Genomic DNA, 19,581 nt, shown 5'->3' with positions numbered 1-19,581 from the left:
GCCATGAGCGAAGCAAACAATAATTATCCCCTCGAAGCCCAGCCGCAAGGCGTCAGGTCCGAGGACGGCAATATTCATCCGGCCCTGAAGGGCCTGATGAAACTGTCGCCCGGCCGCCAAATCGGCATGATGCTGGCTTTGGCGCTCAGCGTGGCCATGGGCTTGGCGGTGGTGATGTGGGCGCGGGAACCCAGCTACGATTTGCTGTTTTCCGGGGTGGCCGAAAAGGATGCCGCCGAAATCGTCGAAGCGCTGGATAAAATGGGCGTGGCCTACAAAGTGGAACCCGGCACCGGCGCGGTGATGGTGCCGGCCGGCAATGCGCGGGAGCTCAAGCTGAAGCTGGCCGCGCAAGGCTTGCCGCGCAGCACCAGCCTGGGTTATGAAATGCTGGATAAGGACAGCGGCTTCGGCACCAGCAAAAACGTGGAAACCATGCGTTTCCAACGCGCCCTGGAAGGCGAGATTGCCTTGACCATCCAGAGCATACAAAACGTCAAGTCCGCCAAAGTCTTGCTAGCCCTGCCGGTGCAGTCGGTATTCGTGCGCGAGCGCAAAAAACCCAGCGCCTCGGTGGTGGTGGAGTTATATCAAGGCCGCGTTCTGGACAAGGAGCAAGTCGAATCCATCGTGCATCTGGTGGCTTCCAGCGTGCCGTTGATGGAAGCCGGACAGGTGACGGTGGTCGATCAAAAGGGCCGTTTGCTGAATAGCAAGGACACGCCGGAAGATATTTCGCTGACTTCAAAACAATTCGAATACAAAAAAAATATTGAGGAGCATCTGCGCGGCCGGATTGAAAACATACTGGCGCCATTGGTCGGCAACGACGGCATGCGGGCGCAGATTTCGGCCGACGTCGATTTTACCGTTACCGAAAAAACCCAGGAAATGTTCAACCCTGACTTGCCGGCTCTGCGTAGCGAGCAAACCCAGGAAGATGTCAACAATCAATCCAAGGTGCAAGGGGTGCCGGGCGCTTTATCCAATCAGCCGCCGCCCACCGGCGTGGCGCCGGAAGTGGCCAGCGGCCAGGAAAAGACCGAAACCGGTTCCGGCGCCAGCAGTAAAAGCGCCACCCGCAACTACGAACTGGACAAAACCATCACTCACACCCGCTTGGCAACCGGCGCGCTAAGGCGCCTGTCGGTAGCGGTGGTGGTGGACGACAAGCGCGTCATGATAGACGGCAATTTTACCCAGCAGGCTTATTCGCAGGAAGATTTGAATCAATTGCGCGACTTGGTCAAGCAGGCGGTCGGTTACGACGGCGGCCGGGGCGATCAGGTCACCGTCACCAACGTGGCCTTCAGGGCGCCGGAAGCGCTGGAAGACATTTCCGAACCATTCTGGGAAAAACCCTGGTTCATGGATGTCATGAAGATGCTGATTGCCGCCGCCGTCCTGCTGCTGTTGATATTCAAGGTGTTGCGGCCGGTGTTCGCCACCTTGATCGGCAAGGACGAAAAAGAAGAGCAACTCAGATTGCTGGAAGAAGCCCGCCTGGCCGCCGAGGAAATGGGCGGGGTAGTGCGTTTCGATGAAAACGGCAAGCCGGTGGCGGTCAGAGTGAACGAGGAAACCGGCGAAGTGTTGGGGATCTCCGGCGGCGCCGAAGACTTGCTGTTGCTGGAAGCGCCGCAAAGTTACGAAAAACGCCTGGAATATGTACAAAAATTGATAGACGAGGACCCCAAACTGGTTGCCCAAGTCATCAAAATCTGGTTGAAGGAAGATGGCTGAGAACAAGACTGATTTTTCCCACGCGCAACGCGCCTCTTTACTGCTGCTGGCGGTGGGACAGGACCGCGCGGCCAGGGTGCTGAAGCATATGGGGCCCAAGGAAGTGCAGTTGGTGGGTTCAACCATGGCGCAATTGGGGCCGATTTCGTCTGTGATGGTGGACGAGGTGCTGGAAGAGTTCATCATAGAAATCAAAAACGAAACCGGTTTGGGGCTGGATTCCGACGAATACATCCGCAACATGTTGACCAACGCCCTGGGGGCGGAAAAGGCCGGCAGCATCATCGACCGGATTTTGCTGGGCGCCAACAGCAAGGGTATCGAACAACTTAAATGGATGGACACCCGTTCGATCGCCGACCTGATACGCCTGGAACATCCGCAAATCATCTCCATCATCTTGAGCCTGCTGGACGCCGATCAGGCCGCCGATGTTTTGACGCTGCTGCCGCAAAACATGCGCTCGGACATCCTGATGCGTATCGCCACGCTGGAAGGCGTGCAGCCGGCCGCCTTGCGCGAACTCGACGACATCATGGAAAAGCAGTTGACCGGCAGCGACGGTGTCAAGTCTTCGCAAATCGGCGGTGTCGATGCGGCCGCCAATATCCTCAACTTCATCGAAAGCGCGGTCAGCGAGCCGATGATGCAGGATATCAACGAAAGCAATTCCGACCTTGCGCAACGCATACAGGACAAGATGTTCGTGTTCGGCGACTTGATCAATGTCGACGATCGCGGCATACAGACCCTGCTGCGGGAAGTGTCCACCGATCAACTGCTGCTGGCCTTGCGCGGCGTGGATGCCGGTCTGCGCGACAAAATATTCGCCAACATGTCGAGGCGGGCGGCGGAAATGCTGCGCGACGATCTGGAAGCGGCGCCGCCGGCCCGCCTCAGCGAAGTCGAAGCCGCGCAGAAAGATATTCTGTCCATTGCCAAACGATTGTCCGACGCCGGCGAATTAGCCCTGGGCGGTGGCGGTGGCGATGAGTTCGTCTAAACGGCCGGGTTTTTCCGCGGCCGAGTTGGAGGCGCTGGACACCTGGAAGGGCCTGGAGGATTTCGCCGCGCCGCGTTCCGAAAATGTCGAAATAGAGCAGGCTACCCAGGTCTTGACGGTCGATGAAATCGAAGCCATGCAAAAACAGGCCTATGACGAAGCCTTCGAACTCGGGCGGCAACAGGGTTTCGATCAGGGCATGAAACAAGGCTTCGAACAGGGTCAGCAACAGGGCTTTGAAGCCGGGCAAAAAAAAGGCTACGAAGAAAGCCAGCATCTGTTGCAAAAGCAGGTGGCCGAGCTGAATCTGTTGCTGGAAAGCTTGACGGAACCCTTCAAAACCCTGGACGAGGAAGTCGAGTCCGAACTGGTGAAACTGGTGATTGCCATTGCCAGCCAGATTATACGGCGGGAAATCAGACTCGATCCCGCCCAGATCGTCGGCGTGATCCGGGAAGCGATCGGCGTTCTGCCGCTCGCCACTCAGAACGTCACCTTGAACCTGCATCCGGAGGATGCCGATCTGGTGCGTTCCATATTGAAGCTGGATGAAAATCCGCCGCCCTGGCGCTTGCAGGATAATCCGCTGATCACCCGGGGCGGCTGCACCCTGGAAACCGACGTTTCCAGGGTCGACGCCACCCTGGAAAACCGCTTGGCGGCCGTGATTGCCACCGTGTTGGGCGGCGAGCGGCAACGGGATGGCGGTCGATGATTCCGATAGCCAACCGTAACGGCATCTGGCTGGAGCGCCTGAAGCCGTATCGGACCCGGCTGGATGAGCCGCCCGAATTGGTGGTGGAAGGTAAATTGTCCCGCATGGTGGGTCTGACGCTGGAAGCGGAGGGTTGCCGGGCGGCTATCGGCTCCTTGTGTCAGGTGATTACCAAAAGCGGCAAAAGCATAGGCGCGGAAGTGGTGGGGTTTTCCGGCGGCCGCCTGTTCCTGATGCCCACCGGCGACACTCATGGCCTGGATCCCGGCTGCCGGGTAGTGCCACTGGGTAAAAACAGTCTGGCGAATGTCGGTTTCGGTCTGCTGGGCCGGGTTATCGATGGGGCGGGCAGGCCCCTGGACGGCAAGGGACCCCTGGAAACCGACGCCAAAATGTCCTTGGCCGGTACGACCATCAACCCATTGTCTCGCAAGCCGATTCGCGAAGCCCTGGATGTCGGCGTCAGAGCCATCAATGCGGTGCTCAGCGTCGGTCGCGGCCAGCGCATGGGCTTGTTCGCCGGTACCGGGGTGGGCAAGAGCGTGCTGCTGGGCATGATGACCAAATTCACCACCGCCGACGTGGTGGTGGTGGGGTTGATCGGCGAACGCGGCCGCGAGGTCAATGAATTCGTGCTGAAAATACTGGGCGACGAAGGCATGGAGCGGGCCGTGGTAGTGGCCGCGCCGGCGGACGATTCGCCGTTGATGCGGGTGCACGGAGCCTTGCGCGCCACCTGCATCGCCGAGTATTTTCGCGATCAAGGCCTGGATGTGCTGTTGTTGATGGATTCCCTGACCCGTTACGCGCAGGCTTACCGGGAAATTGCCCTGGCCATAGACGAACCGCCGGCCACCAAGGGCTATCCGCCCTCGGTATTCGCCAAGCTACCGCAATTGGTGGAGCGGGCCGGTAACGGCGATATCGGCGGCGGTTCGATAACGGCTTTTTATACCGTGTTGGCGGAAGGCGACGATACCAACGATCCGATTGCCGACGCGGCGCGCGGGGTGTTGGACGGCCACGTGATACTGTCCAGAAGTCTGGGGGAAGCCGGGCATTACCCAGCCATCGATATCGAGGCCTCCATCAGCCGGGTGATGCCCGACATCGTCGAAGCCGAACATCTGCGGATGGCGCGGGAACTGCGCCGGCTGTACTCGACTTATCAGCAAAACCGGGATTTGATCAACGTCGGAGCCTATCGGGCCGGTTCCGACCCGCGTATCGACAAGGCAATCGCCAAAAACCCGGCCATATTGGAGTTCTTGCAGCAAAACATGGACGAGGCCGTGGATATGAGCCGCAGTCTGAATGAATTGACTGAATTATTGGGTGGCGGATGAAGCGCTCGCAAAGACTGCGGAGCATAGTCGAATTACATGCCTTGCAGGAAAAGGACGCCTTGCAACTGATGGGGCGCTGCCAGCAACAGTTGCGCGAGCAGCAATCCCAACTCGAGCATCTGAAGGTCTATCGGCGGGAATATATGGACAAGCTGGCCGACCGGCAACAGCAAGGCATGAATGTCAGTCAGTTGCTGGAATTTCGGGCCTTTGCCGAAAAACTGGATAAAGCCATAGAAGGCCAACGGCAGGCGGTATTGGCTCGGGAAAGGGAGTTTCAGCGCGCGCAAGCCAACTGGGAAGAAAGTCATCAGCGCACCAAAAGTCTGGAAAGACTCAGCCAAATCGCGCTGACGGAAGAACAGAAACTGGAGAACAAGCGCGAGCAAAACGAGCAGGATGCCCGCGCGGCCCGCTCAGCCAGAAAGGATGGCGCAAATAATGCTTAATGAAAGAAAAAGTGTGGGAGAAATGTCATGAATATTCAAGCTGCCAATCTGTTGTCCATGTTGTCCGGTTCGGAAGGCCTGGGCAATATTCAACAGGGTTTATTGGGCGGGGCGGGCGAGCAGGGCGGATTCGCCGCTGCTTTGATGGAGCAATTGGGCTTGCTGGGGAGCGGCGACAGTGCCGATATGGCCGCGCTTCAATCCCTGATGCGGGAAGCAACCGTCAGCGGCGATTTGCAAAACTTTGCCGCATTCCTCGGCAAAAATCCGCCGGCGGCAAGCAAGGCCGGTCAGGATATCGATCTGGACGATACGCTGAAAACCCTGAACGAGGTGTTGCAACAGCTCCAGCAACTGGAAGCGGATGCCAATGCGCCGCTGGTCGGCGAGCTTAGTCAACCTGAGGTCTCGGCGGAATCAAGCCAGGCAGACATAGAGCGGGAAGGGCTGGCCGATATCAATCCCATGGCGCTGTCGCTTAACCAAACAGTGGATGCCGATGCAGCTCTGGAAACGGCGGACGATAAGCCGGAAGTCACCGAATTGTTCATGGATGTCAAAAAGCCGGCGGCACTCCAGGTAAAGGAAGCGAAAACTCAAAATGCCGCCGCATCGGCGGATGAACTCGGCGTGGAATTCGATCGCGGCATTTCCGCCATGATGGCGAAACGCGCTGCCGACGCCAAGCCGTCGGCGGATAAGGCAGGCACGGAGTTGAAGTCGGGTCCCGATTTGAGCAAACTCGGCACTGGCGTGGATGGTCAGGATTTTAAAGCCGCTACCCCGGCCGGCATCGCCGCCGATATCGCCCGCATGAACGGTGCCGCCAGGAGTGAAGCGGCCGGCGCGGCGGCGGACGCCCGGCCCGCCATGCAAAAACCCTTCGGCGACCCGGGCTGGCGGCAGGAGTTGGGCGATAAATTGATCTGGATGCACAAGCAGGACATGCCGTCCGTGCAATTGCGCCTGAATCCCGAGCATCTGGGCCCGGTTTCGGTCAAAATCGACGTCAAGCAGGATCAGGCCTCGGTGGCGTTTACCGCGCACAATCCGGCGGTCAAGGAAGCCATAGAAGCCGCCATCCCCAAATTGCGGGAAATGTTGAGCGGCCAGCAGTTGAATCTGGCGGACGTGAATGTCTCCCAGCAACAATCCGAACAAAGACAGAACGGCCGCGAGTTTTTCCAAATGGCCGGAGACGGCGGCCGGCGCGGCGGCAGCGATGGCGAGTCGGCGGGGGCCGTGAACGAATCCCAGGATATAGTCGACGAGATAGAAGCGGGCAGGGCGATTGCCGCCAACGGCTTGTTAAGCCTGTTCGCCTGAGAGGCCGTCGGCCGGCGGGATTGACCGCGCCCCTTAACCCGCCTACTATGCGCCTGTTTTCAGGCGAATAGTAGGCGGCGGCCAGCATGGGGCAGGAAATTCGAATCACGGCATATAGCGATGGCGACTACCGGCGCTTTCATGGGCGCTTGGCCGCTGAAACCGAATTGCTGGCCGAAATGGTTGGACAAAGGGCCGTCTCCGAGGCGGCACCGGTGGCGGGCTTCGAGCTCGAGGCTTGGCTGTTGCATGACGACATGCTGCCGGCAGCGCTGAACGAAGCTTATCTCAATAGCTTCAACAACCCCATGGCCGGCCCCGAACTGGCCAAATTCAATATTGAGCTGAACACGCCGCCGCTGGCGTTGACCGCGAATGCCTTGGCTGTTTTGCATCAAAACCTGGCCGCCACCTGGCGGCAGGCTGAACAGCATGCCCGGCGCATGGAACTGCATCTGTTGATGATAGGTACCCTGCCCACCCTGCGGCAGAGCCAGCTCAACCTGGAAAACATGTCCAACATGAACCGTTACCGGGAATTGAACCGGCAGGTTCTGAAAAACCGCGGCAAGCCCATTCAGCTGGATATTTGCGGCCAAGAACATTTAAGGCTGGAGCACCACGATGTGATGTTGGAGGCCGCCACCACCTCGTTCCAGTTGCACCTGCAATGCCCCCTGAGCGTTGCGCATCACGTTTACAATGCTTCCATGCTGGCGTCGGCGGCGATGGTAGCGGTATGCGCCAATGCGCCGTATTTGTTCGGCCGCGATTTATGGGCGGAAACCCGCATCCCGATGTTCGAGCAGGCGGTGGCATTGGGCGGCTATAGCGGCGCGGCCGAAGGGCCCTTGCACCGGGTCAGCTTCGGCTCCGATTATGCCCGTTTATCGATATTGGAATGTTTCGAGGAAAATCTGCGGCATTTTCCGGTTTTGCTGCCCGAGTATTTCGACGACGACGCTGCAGCCTTCTCCCATCTCAGGCTGCATAACGGCACCATCTGGCGCTGGAACCGGCCGCTGGTGGGTTTCGATGCCGACGGCATGCCGCATATCCGCATCGAGCACCGGGTGCCCGCCGCTGGCCCGACCGTGCTGGATGCCATCGCCAACGCGGCGTTTTTTTACGGTCTGGTGAGCAATCTGGCCCGGCAACGCGCGGAGGGACAGGCCGATTTGCCGTTTTCGCAAGCCAAGGACAATTTTTATCAGGCCGCCCGCCACGGCCTGGATAGCCATGTGGTTTGGTTGGGCGGCAACCGGCAGCGGCTTGCGGTACTGGTTCGAAACGAATTGCTGCCGCTCGCCCATGCGGGCTTGCTGTCCCTGGGGATCGACGTCAACGATGCCAACATCTATCTGGATGTGCTGGAGCAACGTTTGGCGAACCGGCAGACCGGCAGCGACTGGCAACGGCGCTTCATCCAACAACATCCCGGCGATTTTGCCGGTCTGACCCGGCAATATCTGCGGCGGCAACGCCGGGGCGAGCCGGTGGCCGGCTGGGACTGCGCTATTTGACCAGCGTTACCTCCAGCTGGCGCGCCGCATAATCGTTGCCGCTGTAGGCGCCAAACTGGCTGAGCGCCGAGACGCGGTAAACGCTAAGGGTTTTATCCGCTTCCGAAAAGCTCTGGCTGGAACAATTCAGCCGCACGCTGAAACCTTCGAGGCCGTTAAAGGTCATGGCGGTTTGCGCGTTAATGTCGGTACAAGTGCCGCCGTTTTCGATGCGGGCCATGCTCCATTCGATGCCTGCGTGGGCGGCCTGATAAGCACGGGCGCCCAGCAAGGCGGCATTGAAGGTGCTTAGTTGCGCGCCGCTAAAGCGCAGCATGTAACCGCCCAATAAACCCAATACCAGCAGAATGAAGATGGCCATGACGATGGAAAATCCCTGTTGCCGCTTCATGGGACGTTATCCACGTGTACTTGATGAATCAAGCGGGTAGACTCGCCGGCGCCGTCGGTCAGGGTGATTTGCAAAGTCACCAGTCCGGAACGATTGGCCGTGGCGGAGGCATGGGCGAATGAACAGGCGCTGACATGGTTGACCTGCAACTGTCCGCTGACGCCGGCGGGCGGGTTGGCTTGGACGGCGCTGATGCCGTAAGCGTCGTAGCGCAACAATTCGCCGCTGGCTAAATCGCAGCGGTAGGTGATGGGGGTGTCGACGATGAAAAAACGCTGTTGCGGCGATTGCAAGGGAAATTTTTTCGGCGCGCTCAGTTTGATCCAGCTGGCGGTGGAACTGTTGCTCAGTGCCGCGCGGTTGTCGCCGGCATAGGCGTCGGCGTTGGCTTGGCCCAGATTGTAAATCACCAGTTGCCCTTGCGGCGGTGCTTGCAGGCTGCCTATGACATCGAAACTGTCGTCGGCGAGGGTAAAGTCGAGTACATCGCCGCTGCCGTCGCCGGCCGCTTGCGCCCGGTAACGACCGCCGTCGCGGGTGTGCAGCAATTCCAGCACGCTACCGCCGCCGGTAATGCGCAGGCTGTTGGGCAGGGCGCGGCGGATGTCGCGTTGCATCAGGCGCAGGGCCGATTCGGCATTGTCTACCAGCGTGGTACGGCGCTGCTGGTCCAGATAGCTTTTTACCGGCAGCGTCACGATGCTGGTGCTCAGGGCTGCCAGAATGCCGACGATGACGATGACCGTAATCAGTTCGATCAGGGTAAAACCCTGCTGGCGCATGCGCATCAATAATCCGCCCTGTAGCCCACCAGGCTTAGGCTGCCGCCGGGTCCGGAGACGCTGACGGTGATTTGTTTGGCCTTGACGCCGCCCGCCAACGCCACCGGCGCCGCCACGCTTACCGTCACGCTGTATTGTTCGAGACCGTTCACCGCCGCGCCGTGCTGGTCGCGCGCGCCGTGGTCGCTCAGTCCGTTGTAATCGTCGACATCGTCGAAATCGGCCCGGTTGCCGCTGGCTCCGCCGGCGTAATTTTGCGGCAAAATTTCTTCCAGATACGATTCGGCAATGGCCAGGGCTTGATGTTGTACCAAGGGGTCGGCGCTGTGGCTGACGGTGAGGTTGATCACCGAAAAGATACCCACCAGGGCGATACCGATAATCACCATGGATAGAATCAGCTCGACCAGCGTGACGCCGCGTTGTGGCTTACGGCGTGCTGTCATAAACAAAACCCGTGGCTTGTATTACGCTGATTTGCCGGCTACCCACAATAATGGTGGCGTCCGCCGATGCTGTGCCCTTGGCGGTGAAATACAGGCGGGCGTCGCTGAGCGTTACGCCGGACTGACTGCCTTGATAGTTGGTTTCGCCGGAGCCCGGACGGCCGACGGCCTGGGTGAAGTCGCCGGCCGAGGTGGAGGCGCACTGGCCGCGGTCGGCCGCGCCGGGGCGTTTCAGTTCGAAGCGGTTGCCGCTGATTTCCACCTGCACGTTGCAAGCCGTCGCCACGGCCATTTTTTGCGCGTAGCGGATGGCGTTGAGGGTGTCGTTGAAAAAGCCGTGTTGCCGGTAACTGGATAAGTCAAAAAATCTGGGTAGAGCCGTGGAGGCCAGTATCCCCAAAATGACCAAAACCGTAATCAGTTCAATCAAAGTAAACCCTTGATATTGATTGTGCTTTTTGGGTACTTTAAATGCTGGTGGCAGTGTATATGTTCGTAGCCCGAGAGAAAGAGGGAACTTCATCAGCCTGAATCTATAGGAGGTTGTCGTATAAGCCCCCCTTTCCTCGCGGGTTGGCGTGAGGGGGGTAAAACCAATAGGCTATTGATTGATCTGTCATCACCCTAGCGGTCATGAAACTGGTGCATCGCCCCGGCAAATGAAAGTAGTGCAGCTGGGTACGGTTCCTCGCCGGACAGGACGCCGTAAATACGTCCGTGTATGCTCGACCGCAGCATCCTTGCTGCCGACGCCTGTCCAACAAGCAACCGTACCCGCCCGATTTTTTACTTTCAGAGTAACTTCCTCTATGGCGGAATGACATGATGCGCCAACTACCTGAAGCACATCATGCAGGCCTATAAGCAATGTTTGAGCTAAGGCCGCTAAATTAACAACCTGAAAACGTGACTTCCGAAATACTGGGTGCTGTGTTGGCGGCGGTTGGGGCTTGATAAGTGAAACTACAATCCTTTATGGCGCTTTTACCCGCATCCTTGGTGCCGCTGATTGTCGTCTCTTTGTCCGTTACACCGATGTGGTAATCCTGGGCTGAAATACCAGCCGCCGTGGCTATGGGTTTTACACCGGGGTATCCGTGCACCAAGTCTATTGTAACCCCTTCAACCGAGACTGAACCCGTTTCACCGGTTTGACCGTCAACCAAGGCCTTGGCATGTACTATGGCCGCGGCGGATTTGACCGCGCCTTGGGCGCTTTGCAAGGTGGCTTTTCTGGCATCGCCGCCCAAATCGGCGAATTTCGGCAAAGCAACCGCTGCCAAAATCCCCAATACCACAATCACCATGATCAGTTCGATCAATGTAAAACCCCGCTGTTTTTTTAATGCCACGTCGTCACCTTGAGTTTTGTTGAGAAAGGCCGATCCGCTCGGCCGATTTTCAGATCACAGTTTAGACTATACTGCTTTAACTGTGAACTCGGGCCCATAATAGCCGGCGGGCACGGATTACGCATCGAGACAGGCACCAATCGGCATGAGCATACGAACATTCATATTTTGCGATATTTGCAACCCGCAAGGCTTGAGAGCCATAGAGTTTCGCCGGGCACCGCGTAGCGACGAGCGCACCGGGCGCCGCATCAGCGACGGCAGGGCCTGGTTTGACGGAGAGCCGCAAGCCGCTGTCGAGGCGGGCTGGCTGTTCACCCGCGAAGGCTTGCACATATGCCCGGTATGTCAAGCCGCGAGGCGCTAACGGCGGATCTCGGCATTTGGCCCGGTTAGGCCTTGCGATGACGTCTCGACCAGGAATCCATGCATGACTTTTTCCCGCTACATTGGCCTTGGCCGGTTTTTCTTTTGCTTGACTGTAACCTGGTTGTCGATATCCTTGAATCCGGCTTGGGCGGTGAATTACATATTCCCCGGAAATTTGCCCGCCGGCTGCAGCGGCGGCAACGGCACTTATACCTGCTCTTCACTGTCGCTCAATTACGCCGATACCATAAGCATTGCCGCGCCCGCGCCCGCCAGCATAACAGTCAACAACAACCTTTCCTTGCCCTCGGCGGTAAAGATCAACGACGGCGGTTCCGCTGCCAATCTGAGTCTGGTGGTGACCGGCAATCTGTCAGTGGTATACGCTACGATCGTCAACGCCAATGTCACCGCCAAATCCGTCAGCGATTCCAACGGTTCGAATACCTTCGGCGGCTCGTTGCATGCTACCGAAGGCAATATCAAATTGGCTTTCAAAACCAGCGTGGCGGGTTCGGTTGGCAGCGCTGGCGGAAATATTACATTCGATCAAAACAACGAGATAGGCGGTGGTGTTTCCAGTGTCAGCGGTTCCATCAAGCTCGGTTATCAATCCAAGGTGTCGGGCGAGACTTCCAGCAGCGGTTCGATTGAACTGGGACAGGAGAGCGTGGCTTCGGCTTGCGTCAGGTCGACGGCATCCGCCTCGATAAAACTGGGTTACCGAGCCAAGGTCGATGGCGTTTGCTGCGGATCGGGCTGCGGGACTTCCTGCGTGGTCAACAACAGTACTTACGCCATGCCGGCGGCATGTTCGGCGCCGCCCTCGCCGTCGCTGGCTTATTTTCCGGTTCCGGTGTCGCCATTGAACGAGGATATTACCAAATGGAGTAACGGCAGCGTCTATGCGGGCAAGTTCAACGGCAGTCAAACCCTGGGCGGGATCCCCTTTGAATTGCAGACCGATGCCGACGGCGATAACGTTTTTTGGGGCACCAATTTAAATATATCGAACTTTAGCGGTTCCTCTAGCCTGACGCTGACCCTGGCGACCAATTTATTCGGCGCCACCACGGTTTATACCTTGATCAATTCGGCCTGGGGAAACGCGGGCAGTAATGTCGGTTCCATCACCTTTAAGGCCAGTAACGGAGACACCCATACCGTACAACTGGTGGAAGGCGTCAATGTGCGCGATCATTATTACGGAAGCTTTGTCAATACCGTGAGTTCAAGCGCGGTCACGCTGAATGTCATCGGCACTAATCAATCCGGTACCGCGCATTTGGACATGCAGGCCTTTGCCTTGCCGAGTGCTTTTCAAAACGAGACCTTGACCAGTATCGTCTTTACCTCCACCGGCAGTTCGTCGACCGGCTTGCCTTTTCTGGCCGGGGTGACGGTGCGGGCGCAAAGTCTAGGCGGTTCGGGCAGCATAGTGGCGCCGAAGTCGTTCAACTGCGTGGAACCCGGCGCCGATGCGCTCGCGGGACATCTCTATACCAAATTGTCCGCCACGCCGTTTGCTTTCAACGTGGTTGCACTCAAGGATTCCGACAACGATGGCGTGGCCGACGCGGTTGCCACCACTTATGCCTCGGATGTCAATCGCAGTGTTACCGTGGAACTGGTGGACGCCGCGGGCGGCGGTTCCTGCTCCGCATTGCCGGCGCTCAGCCCGGCTGTCAGCCAGACCCTGACCTTCGGCAAGGCGGCGCAAGCCAGCGAGCTGGGCAGAAAAAATTCCGCCGCCATGACGGTATCCAAGGCTTATCCCAAGTTGCGCTGTCGGGTCACCGATGCCAGCCAGTCTTCGCCCGTGGTCGGTTGTTCCACCGATAGTTTTGCGGTTCGGCCGTCGGCGTTCAATGTGACCTCCAGCGCCGACGGTTCCGGTACGGTCAAGGCCGGTGCCGGATTCACGCTAAGCGCCGCCAGCGGGGTTGTCGGCTACAACGGTACACCGAAACTGGATGCCGGCAAGCTCATTGCTCATGCCGGTGCTGTAGCCAAGGGGCTGTTGGCGGGTAATTTCGGCGCGGCCGATGCGAATAGCGGAACCGCTACGGGTTCGGCGTTTACGTATTCCGAAGTAGGGCATTTCAGTCTGTCGGCTCTGGGCGTTTACGACGACAGCTTTGCCGCCGTGGATGTGGCGACCGGCGATTGTACTGCTGATTTTTCCAACACTGCGAGTCCGGCGGGGCTATATGGCTGTAAATTCGGTAATACCGTAACAAGCTCCAGCTTCGGCCGTTTCATTCCCGACCATTTCGATGTCGGTCTGAACACGCCGGTTTTCGCCGCCGCTTGCGCAAGCTTTACTTATGTGGGTCAAGCAATCAAATACGCCACCCGACCATTGGCGACCGTCAGCGCCAAAAACGCCTCGGGCGAGATAACCAAAAACTACACCGGCAACTATTGGAAAATCGATCCCAGCCATGCCGCCCACGGTATTTTTCCCAGCTACAGCGAAGCCGGCCGGCCGTTGACGGTATTGAACGCCTTGCCGCCGCTGGCAACGGATAACGGGAACGGCACCGGAACCTTGAGCTTTGCCGATACCGTCAGCGATATTCTGGCGCTTACCCGCATTGACCCCATCGCGCCATTCAACGCCGAAATTGCCCTGAGCTTCGCTCTGCGCGACAGCGACGGCGTTAGCGCGTCCGGAAATCCGCTGCGATTCGGCGCGGCCAGTCCCGGCAACGGCATGGCGTTCAGCGGCGGCAACAAGGAAATGCGCTGGGGCAGGTTGCGGTTGCAAAATGCCAACGGGTCGGAGTTGCTGCCGCTGCCGTTACCGTTGTTCAGCGAATATTTCAACGGCGCCGGTTTCGTCAAAAACAGCGCGGATAACTGCACGGCCTTGCAACTGGCCAGCCAGTTGTCGCTGAGCAATCCCGCAACGGCGGACGGCGCGGCGCGGGCCGGCAACGCGGCCATGACGCTGGCTCCCGCCGGGGTTTCTCAAGCCGCTTTATCGCATCCTAGCCTGCTGGCCGGCGAGGCGGGTTTGAGTTTCAGCGCGCCGGGCAGCGGCAATACCGGTTACATAGACATTGCCGGTAATTTTGCCGCGCTGCCCTGGCTGCTGTTCGATTGGGATCACGACGGCAGTCACGACGATTCGCCGACGGCGCGCGCCAGCTTCGGCATTTATAAAGGCAACGGCAGACAGATTTATCGGCGGGAAGTGTATTGAAGTGTTGCCATACTGTTTTCCCATGGCCGCCAAGCCGGTCGGAAAGCGATCAGCGCGCATGCTTGCGCAGCATGATGGCCAGCAACGGCGGCGTCATTAGCGTGGTGAGTATCACCATCAACACGATCACGGAAAACACCTGGTCCGGCAAAATCCCGGCCGTGAAGCCGGTCATGGCGAAAACCAGCCCCACTTCTCCGCGCGGCACCATGCCCAGGCCGACGATCATTTTGTCGGCGCGGCCGGCGCCCAATCCCGACACCAATTTGCCGACGACCGCGACGGCCGTAAGCACCAGCGCCGTCAGCAGGGTTTGGCTGTCGAACAGGGTGTCGAGTCTGACGCTCATGCCGGTCAGCACGAAGAATAGCGGCGTAAAGAAATGATAAAGCGGGTTCATCAGGTCCTCGACATGCTTTTCCGCATGTTGCTCGACGACGTTGAGAATGTTTGCCTTCACCGGGCCGGTTTCGTCCCGCACGCAGGCCTTGAGATCGTTGACGATTTCCGGGTCGTGAAAAAAACGAAAATGCACCTTGTCCAGCACCAAGCCCGCCGCGAAGGCTCCAATGATGGGCGACAGGCCGGCCCGGTGCGCCAGATAGGCAAAGGTCAGGCAGAAAGTGACGGCCAGGCCGAACTTCATGCCGACGCCGGAATTGATTTTCGACAGGCCGCGACCGATGGGCGCGGCGGCGTAATGACCGACAAATACCGCGCCGAATAAAAACAAAAACGATTCGGCGAAAATTTGCCCAATCTCGCCGCCACTGATGCCGCCGACGGTGCCGAGAGCCATCACGATGGAAAAAGCAATCAAGGCCAGTACATCGTCGAATACCGCCGCGCCCAGAATGATGCGCGCCTCCAGCGAATCGAGCATTTTCATGTCGCGAAACAGGCTGGCGGCGATGGCCACCGAGGTTGCGGTCAATGCGCCGCCTATCATCAGATACACGTGCGAAGCCAGCCCCGGCATCAGCAGCGGTCCGGCGACGAATGCGCCCAGCACAAAGGGTACGTTGACGCCGATCAAGGCCACCAGCAATGCGCGCGGGCCGACTTTGATCATGTCGCCGATATGGGACTCGAGACCGATCTGAAACAGCAGAATGACCACGCCGAGCTCGGCGAAGAATTGGATATTCGGGTCGGTTTTGGCCGCTTCGAAAAATTCGATGCCCAGTAAGGGCAGGTTGCCCAGCAACAAGCCCAGCAGCAGTTCGCCCATGATGGAGGGCTGGCCGATTTTCTCGATCAGACTGCAGATTTTGGCACCGATCAGCAGCAAGGCGATGAATAAAAAGCTGCGGGCGTCGAACGGATTGCTGCCGTCGACCGATGCGGCCAGCGCGGTATCAAGCGGGAGCAAGGCCAACAAAATACAGGACCAGGATATTTTCATGGGACAGCCTCCTCGGGATGGATTCGTTGCATGATCCGGGTAATTACCCGCCAAGCAGATTTCTCATATGGCGACGCGGTCAAACTAGCACAAGGGCCGTCCGCGCGGTCAGACTTGCAGAGTCTGATAGGCCTGCTAAGGTTCCCGGAATTTCGGGATACCACCACATCAATTCAAGAGCTTACTCTGAAAGTAAAAAATCGGGCGGGTACGGTTGCTTGTTGGACAGGCGTCGGCGGCAAGGATGCTGCCGTCGAGCCTACAAGGACGTATTTACGGCGTCCTGTCCGGCGAGGAACCGTACTCAGCTGCACTACTTTTATTTGCCGGGGCGATCGCCAGGCCTTCATGAAGGTTACTCTGATAGTCATGGTGGGAGCGATGCATGGTCGCGATGATGGCCTTGCGAATCGCGACTGTGCATTGCTCCTCCGAGACTGCCGTTCATTTCCAGGAGGAGGGTGACGTAAAAGGTAGGTTGGGCTGAATGCAACGAGGCCCAACAGTTGGATTTTGTTTGGCTTATTACGAATGTGAGCGCTTGGCGTTTTGCAATATGAGGCTTGGATTGAATATGGATGGCAGCGGAATAGCAAAGAGCCGGACGAATATCGGCTGGTCCGGCATTGACGAGCCGGCCGGCGGTCTGCGCCGTTAGCTAGCGCAAACGGTGTCGTAAGCTCAGGAGATCCCGGCAATGGGCGTTTCGCCGAGCGGATCGGTGAACTCGGGGGTTTTTTTCTGCCATCTCAGCAATTCCAGCTTACCGTCGTGGTGTTCGACGATGGCGGTGCAGCTTTCCACAAAGTCGCCGGTGTTGACGTACATAAAACCTTCGATGTGTTTGATTTCGGCGTGGTGAATGTGGCCGCAGATTACTCCGTCCACCCCTTCATGCTTGAGGGTTTTGACGATGGTTTCTTCATAGTCCGACATAAACTTCACCACGTTTTTGACTTTGAATTTGACAAAGGCGGCCAGGGAAAACTGCGATTGCACACCGAGCAGCCGCCTGCACAGCCTTAGCAGGCGGTTGATTTCTATCAGCCAGTCGTAGCCCACGCTACCGAGTTTGGCCATCCAGCGCTGGTGTTGGGCAATGGTGTCGTATTCGTCGCCGTGTACCACCAAAAATCGTTTGCCCTGCGCGGTGGTGTGTATGTCGGATTTTTTCACCACGATGTCGCCGAACACATATTCGTCGTAATCGCGCACGTTTTCATCGTGATTGCCGGGCACATAAATGATTTGGGTGCCGTGGCGGGCCTTGCGCAGAATCTTCTGAATGACGACGTTATGGTCGCGCGGCCAGTACATTTTTTTGGACAAGGCCCAAAAATCGATGATGTCGCCCACCAGATAAAGTTTTTCGCTGTCGTTGTGTTTTAGAAAATCCAGCAGGGTATCGGCTTGGCATTGGGTGGAACCGATATGTAGATCGGAAATCCAGATGGTGCGATAGGGCGGTGTCGTCATGATGTCGTGTCTTTAAGTGGATACGTTCGGGCGAATCGGGAAGGCCGCTCAAGCGCGGCGGGAAACGGCGGGGCCGTGGCCGCGGATATCGATACTGTCCAACATTAAAATCAGATAGCCGGCGATTTTGCGGCAATGTTCGGTGCAGCGTTCCAGGGCTTTCAAAATATACATGGCGTCCAGCGCCGGATCGAGCCAATCCGGACTCCGCATCGCCAAGCTCAACTGCCGTTGGATGCCTGTTTGTATCCGGGTTTCGCAGTGCAGGCTGTCGCGTATCAATTTATAGGCTGGGCTGGAATCGCGGCTTTCCAGAACGGCGGTCATTTTGTTCAACAAGACTTTGATCGCTCCGCCGGTTGAAAAAATGTCCGCCAGCAAGCAGCATTTTTCGGCCTCATCCTGGTGGCTGAAGGCGGGGGTTCTGGCGGCAAAGTCGGCGATTTCATTGCCGATTTTTTCCAAGGCGTCGGCTATTTTCGAGATCAGCAGTACCGTGCGCAAGTCGTTGGTCAGGGCGCCTTGCCGGCTCAGCACGGCTCTGACTTCGGTTTCGATATGGGCGTGCCGGGTGTTGACTTTGCCGTCGCGGTCTATCACCCGTAAAGCCGTTTCCATGTCGGCATAATCCAGGGCGTGTAGGGTCTGTTCCAGTTGTTGAATCAATTGCCCGGTCATGTCCAGTAGAAGGCTGTGCAGGTAACCCAGTTCGCCGTCAAAATAATGCAGCGGTGGCTGCCGGGTGATAGTGTCGGTTTGAGTGGTGGTCATGGGCGCCCTGCTGAATGGTGTGAGACAAAATCAGGTGTGTCTCCAATTGTAGGCGGGGCGCATTACAAAAATGTGACACCGGCCCGGGTTGAATTTCAACAGGGCGGTATTCAAACCAGGCGGCTCAGGTGAAATCCGATAGGCCGGTAAGTTCCATCAGGGCCTGTCCGGATTTGGCGTGCAGGTGATTAAAGGCTTTATGCAGGACTTCCCAGCCGGCAAATGAAATGATTTGCCAATGTTGGGTGTTTCTATCCCATTCGGTATCGAACAAGGCTCCCAACCTGACCAGATGTACAAAAGTTTCGTCGGAGGGGGAGTCGATATAGGCCTGGGCGGCTTCCAGTTGATGGGCGGAAATCAAGCGGGCCGCCGGTTGCTTGTTGCCGGCATGGCTATTGGTATACATCACATAACCGGGGTCTATGCCTACCCTTTTCAGGTTATTGCAATAGTCTTCGAAGTTTTCAATCGGAAACGCTGCGGTTGAGGACATGGCTTTTCCTTTTCCTTGAATTTGAGGCTGAATTGCAGCTAAATGTGCCTTACCCCGCCGGTTAAACGGCGGGCGCGGGTAAGGCGGTTGCGGTCACGTTTTGTTTTTCAGTAAATCGCGAATTTCGGTCAACAACAACTCCTCATTGGATGGCGCGGGTGGGGCTTCCGGTGCCGCTTCGACTTTTTTCTTGAACGACATCAATACCTTGATCATCAGGAACACGGCGCCGGCCACAATGGTAAAGTCGATGACGGTTTGAATGAATTTGCCGTAACTGACCACGACCGCCGGAATCACCGCGCCTTCGGCGGTTTTAGATGCCTGCTGTATGGTTATTGCCAGGTCGGAAAAGTCCACGCCGCCCAACAATACCCCGATGGGCGGCATGATGACATCGGCTACCAGCGATGAAACAATTTTGCCGAAGGCGGCGCCTATGATGACACCCACCGCCATATCTACCACATTGCCTCTCATGGCAAATTCTTTGAACTCTTGCAGTATTCCCATAGGTTAAGCCCCTTGATTTATTATTGAGTGATGCGTGACCTGTCTGTTTCGGCAGTCGGCGCGTACAAAAAACATGCAGTTGCTAAAAAGTGAAGCTGGCCGCGAATCGGCCGATTCACCGCTTGGAGGAAGCGCAAAAAATTTGAACTCCTGCGCATTTTTATACCACAGCGCGGCGTTCACGACAGCATATAAAATGCTGTGTGTTTTGCGCGATAGGCGAGGTTTTTCGGCTGGGGAAGGGCGGGGTTGCCGCGCCCGTATCGG

20 protein-coding genes are annotated in these 19,581 nt (G+C 57.6%); 9 read left to right on the top strand and 11 right to left on the bottom strand.

All coding sequences use genetic code 11. The annotated features are described in order from the left end of the window. Positions 1-3 precede the first annotated feature (3 nt). The 7 genes from fliF to NP590_RS18405 all read left to right on the top strand — a co-directional run bounded on the left by fliF (position 4) and on the right by NP590_RS18405 (position 8,105). Complete coding sequence (fliF, locus tag NP590_RS18435; RefSeq protein ID WP_256604151.1) at positions 4-1,743, top strand: flagellar basal-body MS-ring/collar protein FliF; 1,740 nt, start codon at positions 4-6, stop codon at positions 1,741-1,743. Beyond that, entirely contained in the window at positions 1,736-2,746 is a 1,011-nt protein-coding gene (gene fliG, locus NP590_RS18430; protein WP_256604150.1) for a flagellar motor switch protein FliG, read from the top strand. The genes fliF and fliG overlap by 8 nt, the downstream gene beginning before the upstream one ends. Continuing rightward, the gene (locus NP590_RS18425; RefSeq protein ID WP_256604149.1) at positions 2,733-3,461 is read left to right on the top strand and encodes a flagellar assembly protein FliH; all 729 of its coding nucleotides are present in this window, start codon (positions 2,733-2,735) and stop codon (positions 3,459-3,461) included. Before fliG ends, NP590_RS18425 begins: the two co-directional genes overlap by 14 nt. Continuing rightward, positions 3,458-4,807, top strand: a complete 1,350-nt coding sequence (fliI, locus tag NP590_RS18420) for a flagellar protein export ATPase FliI (protein ID WP_256604148.1) — start codon at positions 3,458-3,460, stop codon at positions 4,805-4,807. The genes NP590_RS18425 and fliI overlap by 4 nt, the downstream gene beginning before the upstream one ends. Continuing rightward, positions 4,804-5,256, top strand: a complete 453-nt coding sequence (fliJ, locus tag NP590_RS18415; protein ID WP_256604147.1) for a flagellar export protein FliJ — start codon at positions 4,804-4,806, stop codon at positions 5,254-5,256. The genes fliI and fliJ overlap by 4 nt, the downstream gene beginning before the upstream one ends. Positions 5,257-5,283: 27 nt before the next feature. Further along, on the top strand, positions 5,284-6,582 hold the full coding sequence (locus NP590_RS18410; RefSeq protein WP_256604146.1) for a flagellar hook-length control protein FliK: 1,299 nt from the start codon (positions 5,284-5,286) through the stop codon (positions 6,580-6,582). A gap of 86 nt (positions 6,583-6,668) precedes the next feature. Further along, positions 6,669-8,105, top strand: a complete 1,437-nt coding sequence (locus NP590_RS18405) for a glutamate-cysteine ligase family protein (protein ID WP_256604145.1) — start codon at positions 6,669-6,671, stop codon at positions 8,103-8,105. On the opposite strand, the gene NP590_RS18400 is transcribed toward NP590_RS18405, so the two are convergent. The 5 genes from NP590_RS18400 to NP590_RS20510 all read right to left on the bottom strand — a co-directional run bounded on the left by NP590_RS18400 (position 8,098) and on the right by NP590_RS20510 (position 11,076). Further along, positions 8,098-8,496, bottom strand: a complete 399-nt coding sequence (locus tag NP590_RS18400) for a hypothetical protein (RefSeq protein ID WP_256604144.1) — start codon at positions 8,494-8,496, stop codon at positions 8,098-8,100. The two genes, NP590_RS18405 and NP590_RS18400, sit on opposite strands and share 8 nt — an antisense overlap. Continuing rightward, on the bottom strand, positions 8,493-9,284 hold the full coding sequence (locus NP590_RS18395; protein WP_256604143.1) for a type II secretion system protein: 792 nt from the start codon (positions 9,282-9,284) through the stop codon (positions 8,493-8,495). Before NP590_RS18395 ends, NP590_RS18400 begins: the two co-directional genes overlap by 4 nt. Then, positions 9,284-9,724, bottom strand: a complete 441-nt coding sequence (locus NP590_RS18390; RefSeq protein ID WP_256604142.1) for a type IV pilus modification PilV family protein — start codon at positions 9,722-9,724, stop codon at positions 9,284-9,286. Before NP590_RS18390 ends, NP590_RS18395 begins: the two co-directional genes overlap by 1 nt. Then, positions 9,708-10,247 (bottom strand): prepilin-type N-terminal cleavage/methylation domain-containing protein, encoded by a 540-nt coding sequence (locus NP590_RS20515; RefSeq protein WP_371927329.1) that lies wholly within the window; start codon positions 10,245-10,247, stop codon positions 9,708-9,710. Before NP590_RS20515 ends, NP590_RS18390 begins: the two co-directional genes overlap by 17 nt. 367 nt (positions 10,248-10,614) lie before the next feature. After that, positions 10,615-11,076, bottom strand: coding sequence for a type II secretion system protein (locus NP590_RS20510; RefSeq protein WP_371927328.1), 462 nt, complete (start codon positions 11,074-11,076; stop codon positions 10,615-10,617). 145 nt (positions 11,077-11,221) lie between these two features. Between NP590_RS20510 and NP590_RS18375 the strand changes: the two genes are divergently transcribed. Then, the gene (locus NP590_RS18375; protein WP_256604141.1) at positions 11,222-11,443 is read left to right on the top strand and encodes a hypothetical protein; all 222 of its coding nucleotides are present in this window, start codon (positions 11,222-11,224) and stop codon (positions 11,441-11,443) included. A 63-nt stretch (positions 11,444-11,506) separates the two neighbouring features. After that, positions 11,507-14,653, top strand: a complete 3,147-nt coding sequence (locus NP590_RS18370) for a DUF6701 domain-containing protein (protein ID WP_256604140.1) — start codon at positions 11,507-11,509, stop codon at positions 14,651-14,653. A 49-nt stretch (positions 14,654-14,702) separates the two neighbouring features. Here the strand turns inward: NP590_RS18370 and NP590_RS18365 are convergent, their stop codons facing one another. The 6 genes from NP590_RS18365 to NP590_RS18340 form a co-directional block, all read right to left on the bottom strand. Next, positions 14,703-16,058: a cation:proton antiporter gene (locus NP590_RS18365; protein WP_256604139.1), complete on the bottom strand. Its 1,356-nt coding sequence runs from the start codon at positions 16,056-16,058 to the stop codon at positions 14,703-14,705. 681 nt (positions 16,059-16,739) lie between these two features. Beyond that, positions 16,740-17,534 carry a UDP-2,3-diacylglucosamine diphosphatase gene (locus NP590_RS18360; RefSeq protein ID WP_256604138.1) on the bottom strand — a complete coding sequence of 265 codons (795 nt, stop codon included), beginning with the start codon at positions 17,532-17,534 and terminating at the stop codon, positions 16,740-16,742. Positions 17,535-17,582: 48 nt separating this feature from the next. After that, positions 17,583-18,305, bottom strand: a complete 723-nt coding sequence (locus NP590_RS18355; RefSeq protein ID WP_256604137.1) for a phosphate signaling complex PhoU family protein — start codon at positions 18,303-18,305, stop codon at positions 17,583-17,585. A gap of 124 nt (positions 18,306-18,429) precedes the next feature. Then, entirely contained in the window at positions 18,430-18,801 is a 372-nt protein-coding gene (locus NP590_RS18350) for a hypothetical protein (RefSeq protein WP_256604134.1), read from the bottom strand. Between the two features lie 93 nt (positions 18,802-18,894). Next, positions 18,895-19,314, bottom strand: coding sequence for a large-conductance mechanosensitive channel protein MscL (mscL, locus tag NP590_RS18345; RefSeq protein ID WP_256604133.1), 420 nt, complete (start codon positions 19,312-19,314; stop codon positions 18,895-18,897). Positions 19,315-19,317: 3 nt separating this feature from the next. Continuing rightward, a partial coding sequence (locus NP590_RS18340; RefSeq protein ID WP_256604132.1) for a hypothetical protein occupies positions 19,318-19,581 on the bottom strand: 264 nt, incomplete at its 5' end.

The sequence above is a fragment of the Methylomonas subterranea genome, from assembly GCF_024505185.1.
In the GTDB taxonomy this organism is placed as follows: domain Bacteria; phylum Pseudomonadota; class Gammaproteobacteria; order Methylococcales; family Methylomonadaceae; genus Methylomonas; species Methylomonas subterranea.
The sequence above is the reverse complement of the archived record's forward strand: the minus strand, read 5'-3'. Positions and strand labels throughout refer to the sequence as shown.

What these genes read in the sequence shown, in the direction of transcription:
- fliF (WP_256604151.1), top strand. Translation starts at nt 4, where the DNA reads ATGAGCGAAGCAAACAATAATTATCCCCTCGAAGCCCAGCCGCAAGGC.
- fliG (WP_256604150.1), top strand. Translation starts at nt 1,736, where the DNA reads ATGGCTGAGAACAAGACTGATTTTTCCCACGCGCAACGCGCCTCTTTA.
- NP590_RS18425 (WP_256604149.1), top strand. Translation starts at nt 2,733, where the DNA reads ATGAGTTCGTCTAAACGGCCGGGTTTTTCCGCGGCCGAGTTGGAGGCG.
- fliI (WP_256604148.1), top strand. Translation starts at nt 3,458, where the DNA reads ATGATTCCGATAGCCAACCGTAACGGCATCTGGCTGGAGCGCCTGAAG.
- fliJ (WP_256604147.1), top strand. Translation starts at nt 4,804, where the DNA reads ATGAAGCGCTCGCAAAGACTGCGGAGCATAGTCGAATTACATGCCTTG.
- NP590_RS18410 (WP_256604146.1), top strand. Translation starts at nt 5,284, where the DNA reads ATGAATATTCAAGCTGCCAATCTGTTGTCCATGTTGTCCGGTTCGGAA.
- NP590_RS18405 (WP_256604145.1), top strand. Translation starts at nt 6,669, where the DNA reads ATGGGGCAGGAAATTCGAATCACGGCATATAGCGATGGCGACTACCGG.
- NP590_RS18400 (WP_256604144.1), bottom strand. Translation starts at nt 8,496, where the DNA reads ATGAAGCGGCAACAGGGATTTTCCATCGTCATGGCCATCTTCATTCTG.
- NP590_RS18395 (WP_256604143.1), bottom strand. Translation starts at nt 9,284, where the DNA reads ATGCGCATGCGCCAGCAGGGTTTTACCCTGATCGAACTGATTACGGTC.
- NP590_RS18390 (WP_256604142.1), bottom strand. Translation starts at nt 9,724, where the DNA reads ATGACAGCACGCCGTAAGCCACAACGCGGCGTCACGCTGGTCGAGCTG.
- NP590_RS20515 (WP_371927329.1), bottom strand. Translation starts at nt 10,247, where the DNA reads ATGAAGTTCCCTCTTTCTCTCGGGCTACGAACATATACACTGCCACCA.
- NP590_RS18375 (WP_256604141.1), top strand. Translation starts at nt 11,222, where the DNA reads ATGAGCATACGAACATTCATATTTTGCGATATTTGCAACCCGCAAGGC.
- NP590_RS18370 (WP_256604140.1), top strand. Translation starts at nt 11,507, where the DNA reads ATGACTTTTTCCCGCTACATTGGCCTTGGCCGGTTTTTCTTTTGCTTG.
- NP590_RS18365 (WP_256604139.1), bottom strand. Translation starts at nt 16,058, where the DNA reads ATGAAAATATCCTGGTCCTGTATTTTGTTGGCCTTGCTCCCGCTTGAT.
- NP590_RS18360 (WP_256604138.1), bottom strand. Translation starts at nt 17,534, where the DNA reads ATGACGACACCGCCCTATCGCACCATCTGGATTTCCGATCTACATATC.
- NP590_RS18355 (WP_256604137.1), bottom strand. Translation starts at nt 18,305, where the DNA reads ATGACCACCACTCAAACCGACACTATCACCCGGCAGCCACCGCTGCAT.
- NP590_RS18350 (WP_256604134.1), bottom strand. Translation starts at nt 18,801, where the DNA reads ATGTCCTCAACCGCAGCGTTTCCGATTGAAAACTTCGAAGACTATTGC.
- mscL (WP_256604133.1), bottom strand. Translation starts at nt 19,314, where the DNA reads ATGGGAATACTGCAAGAGTTCAAAGAATTTGCCATGAGAGGCAATGTG.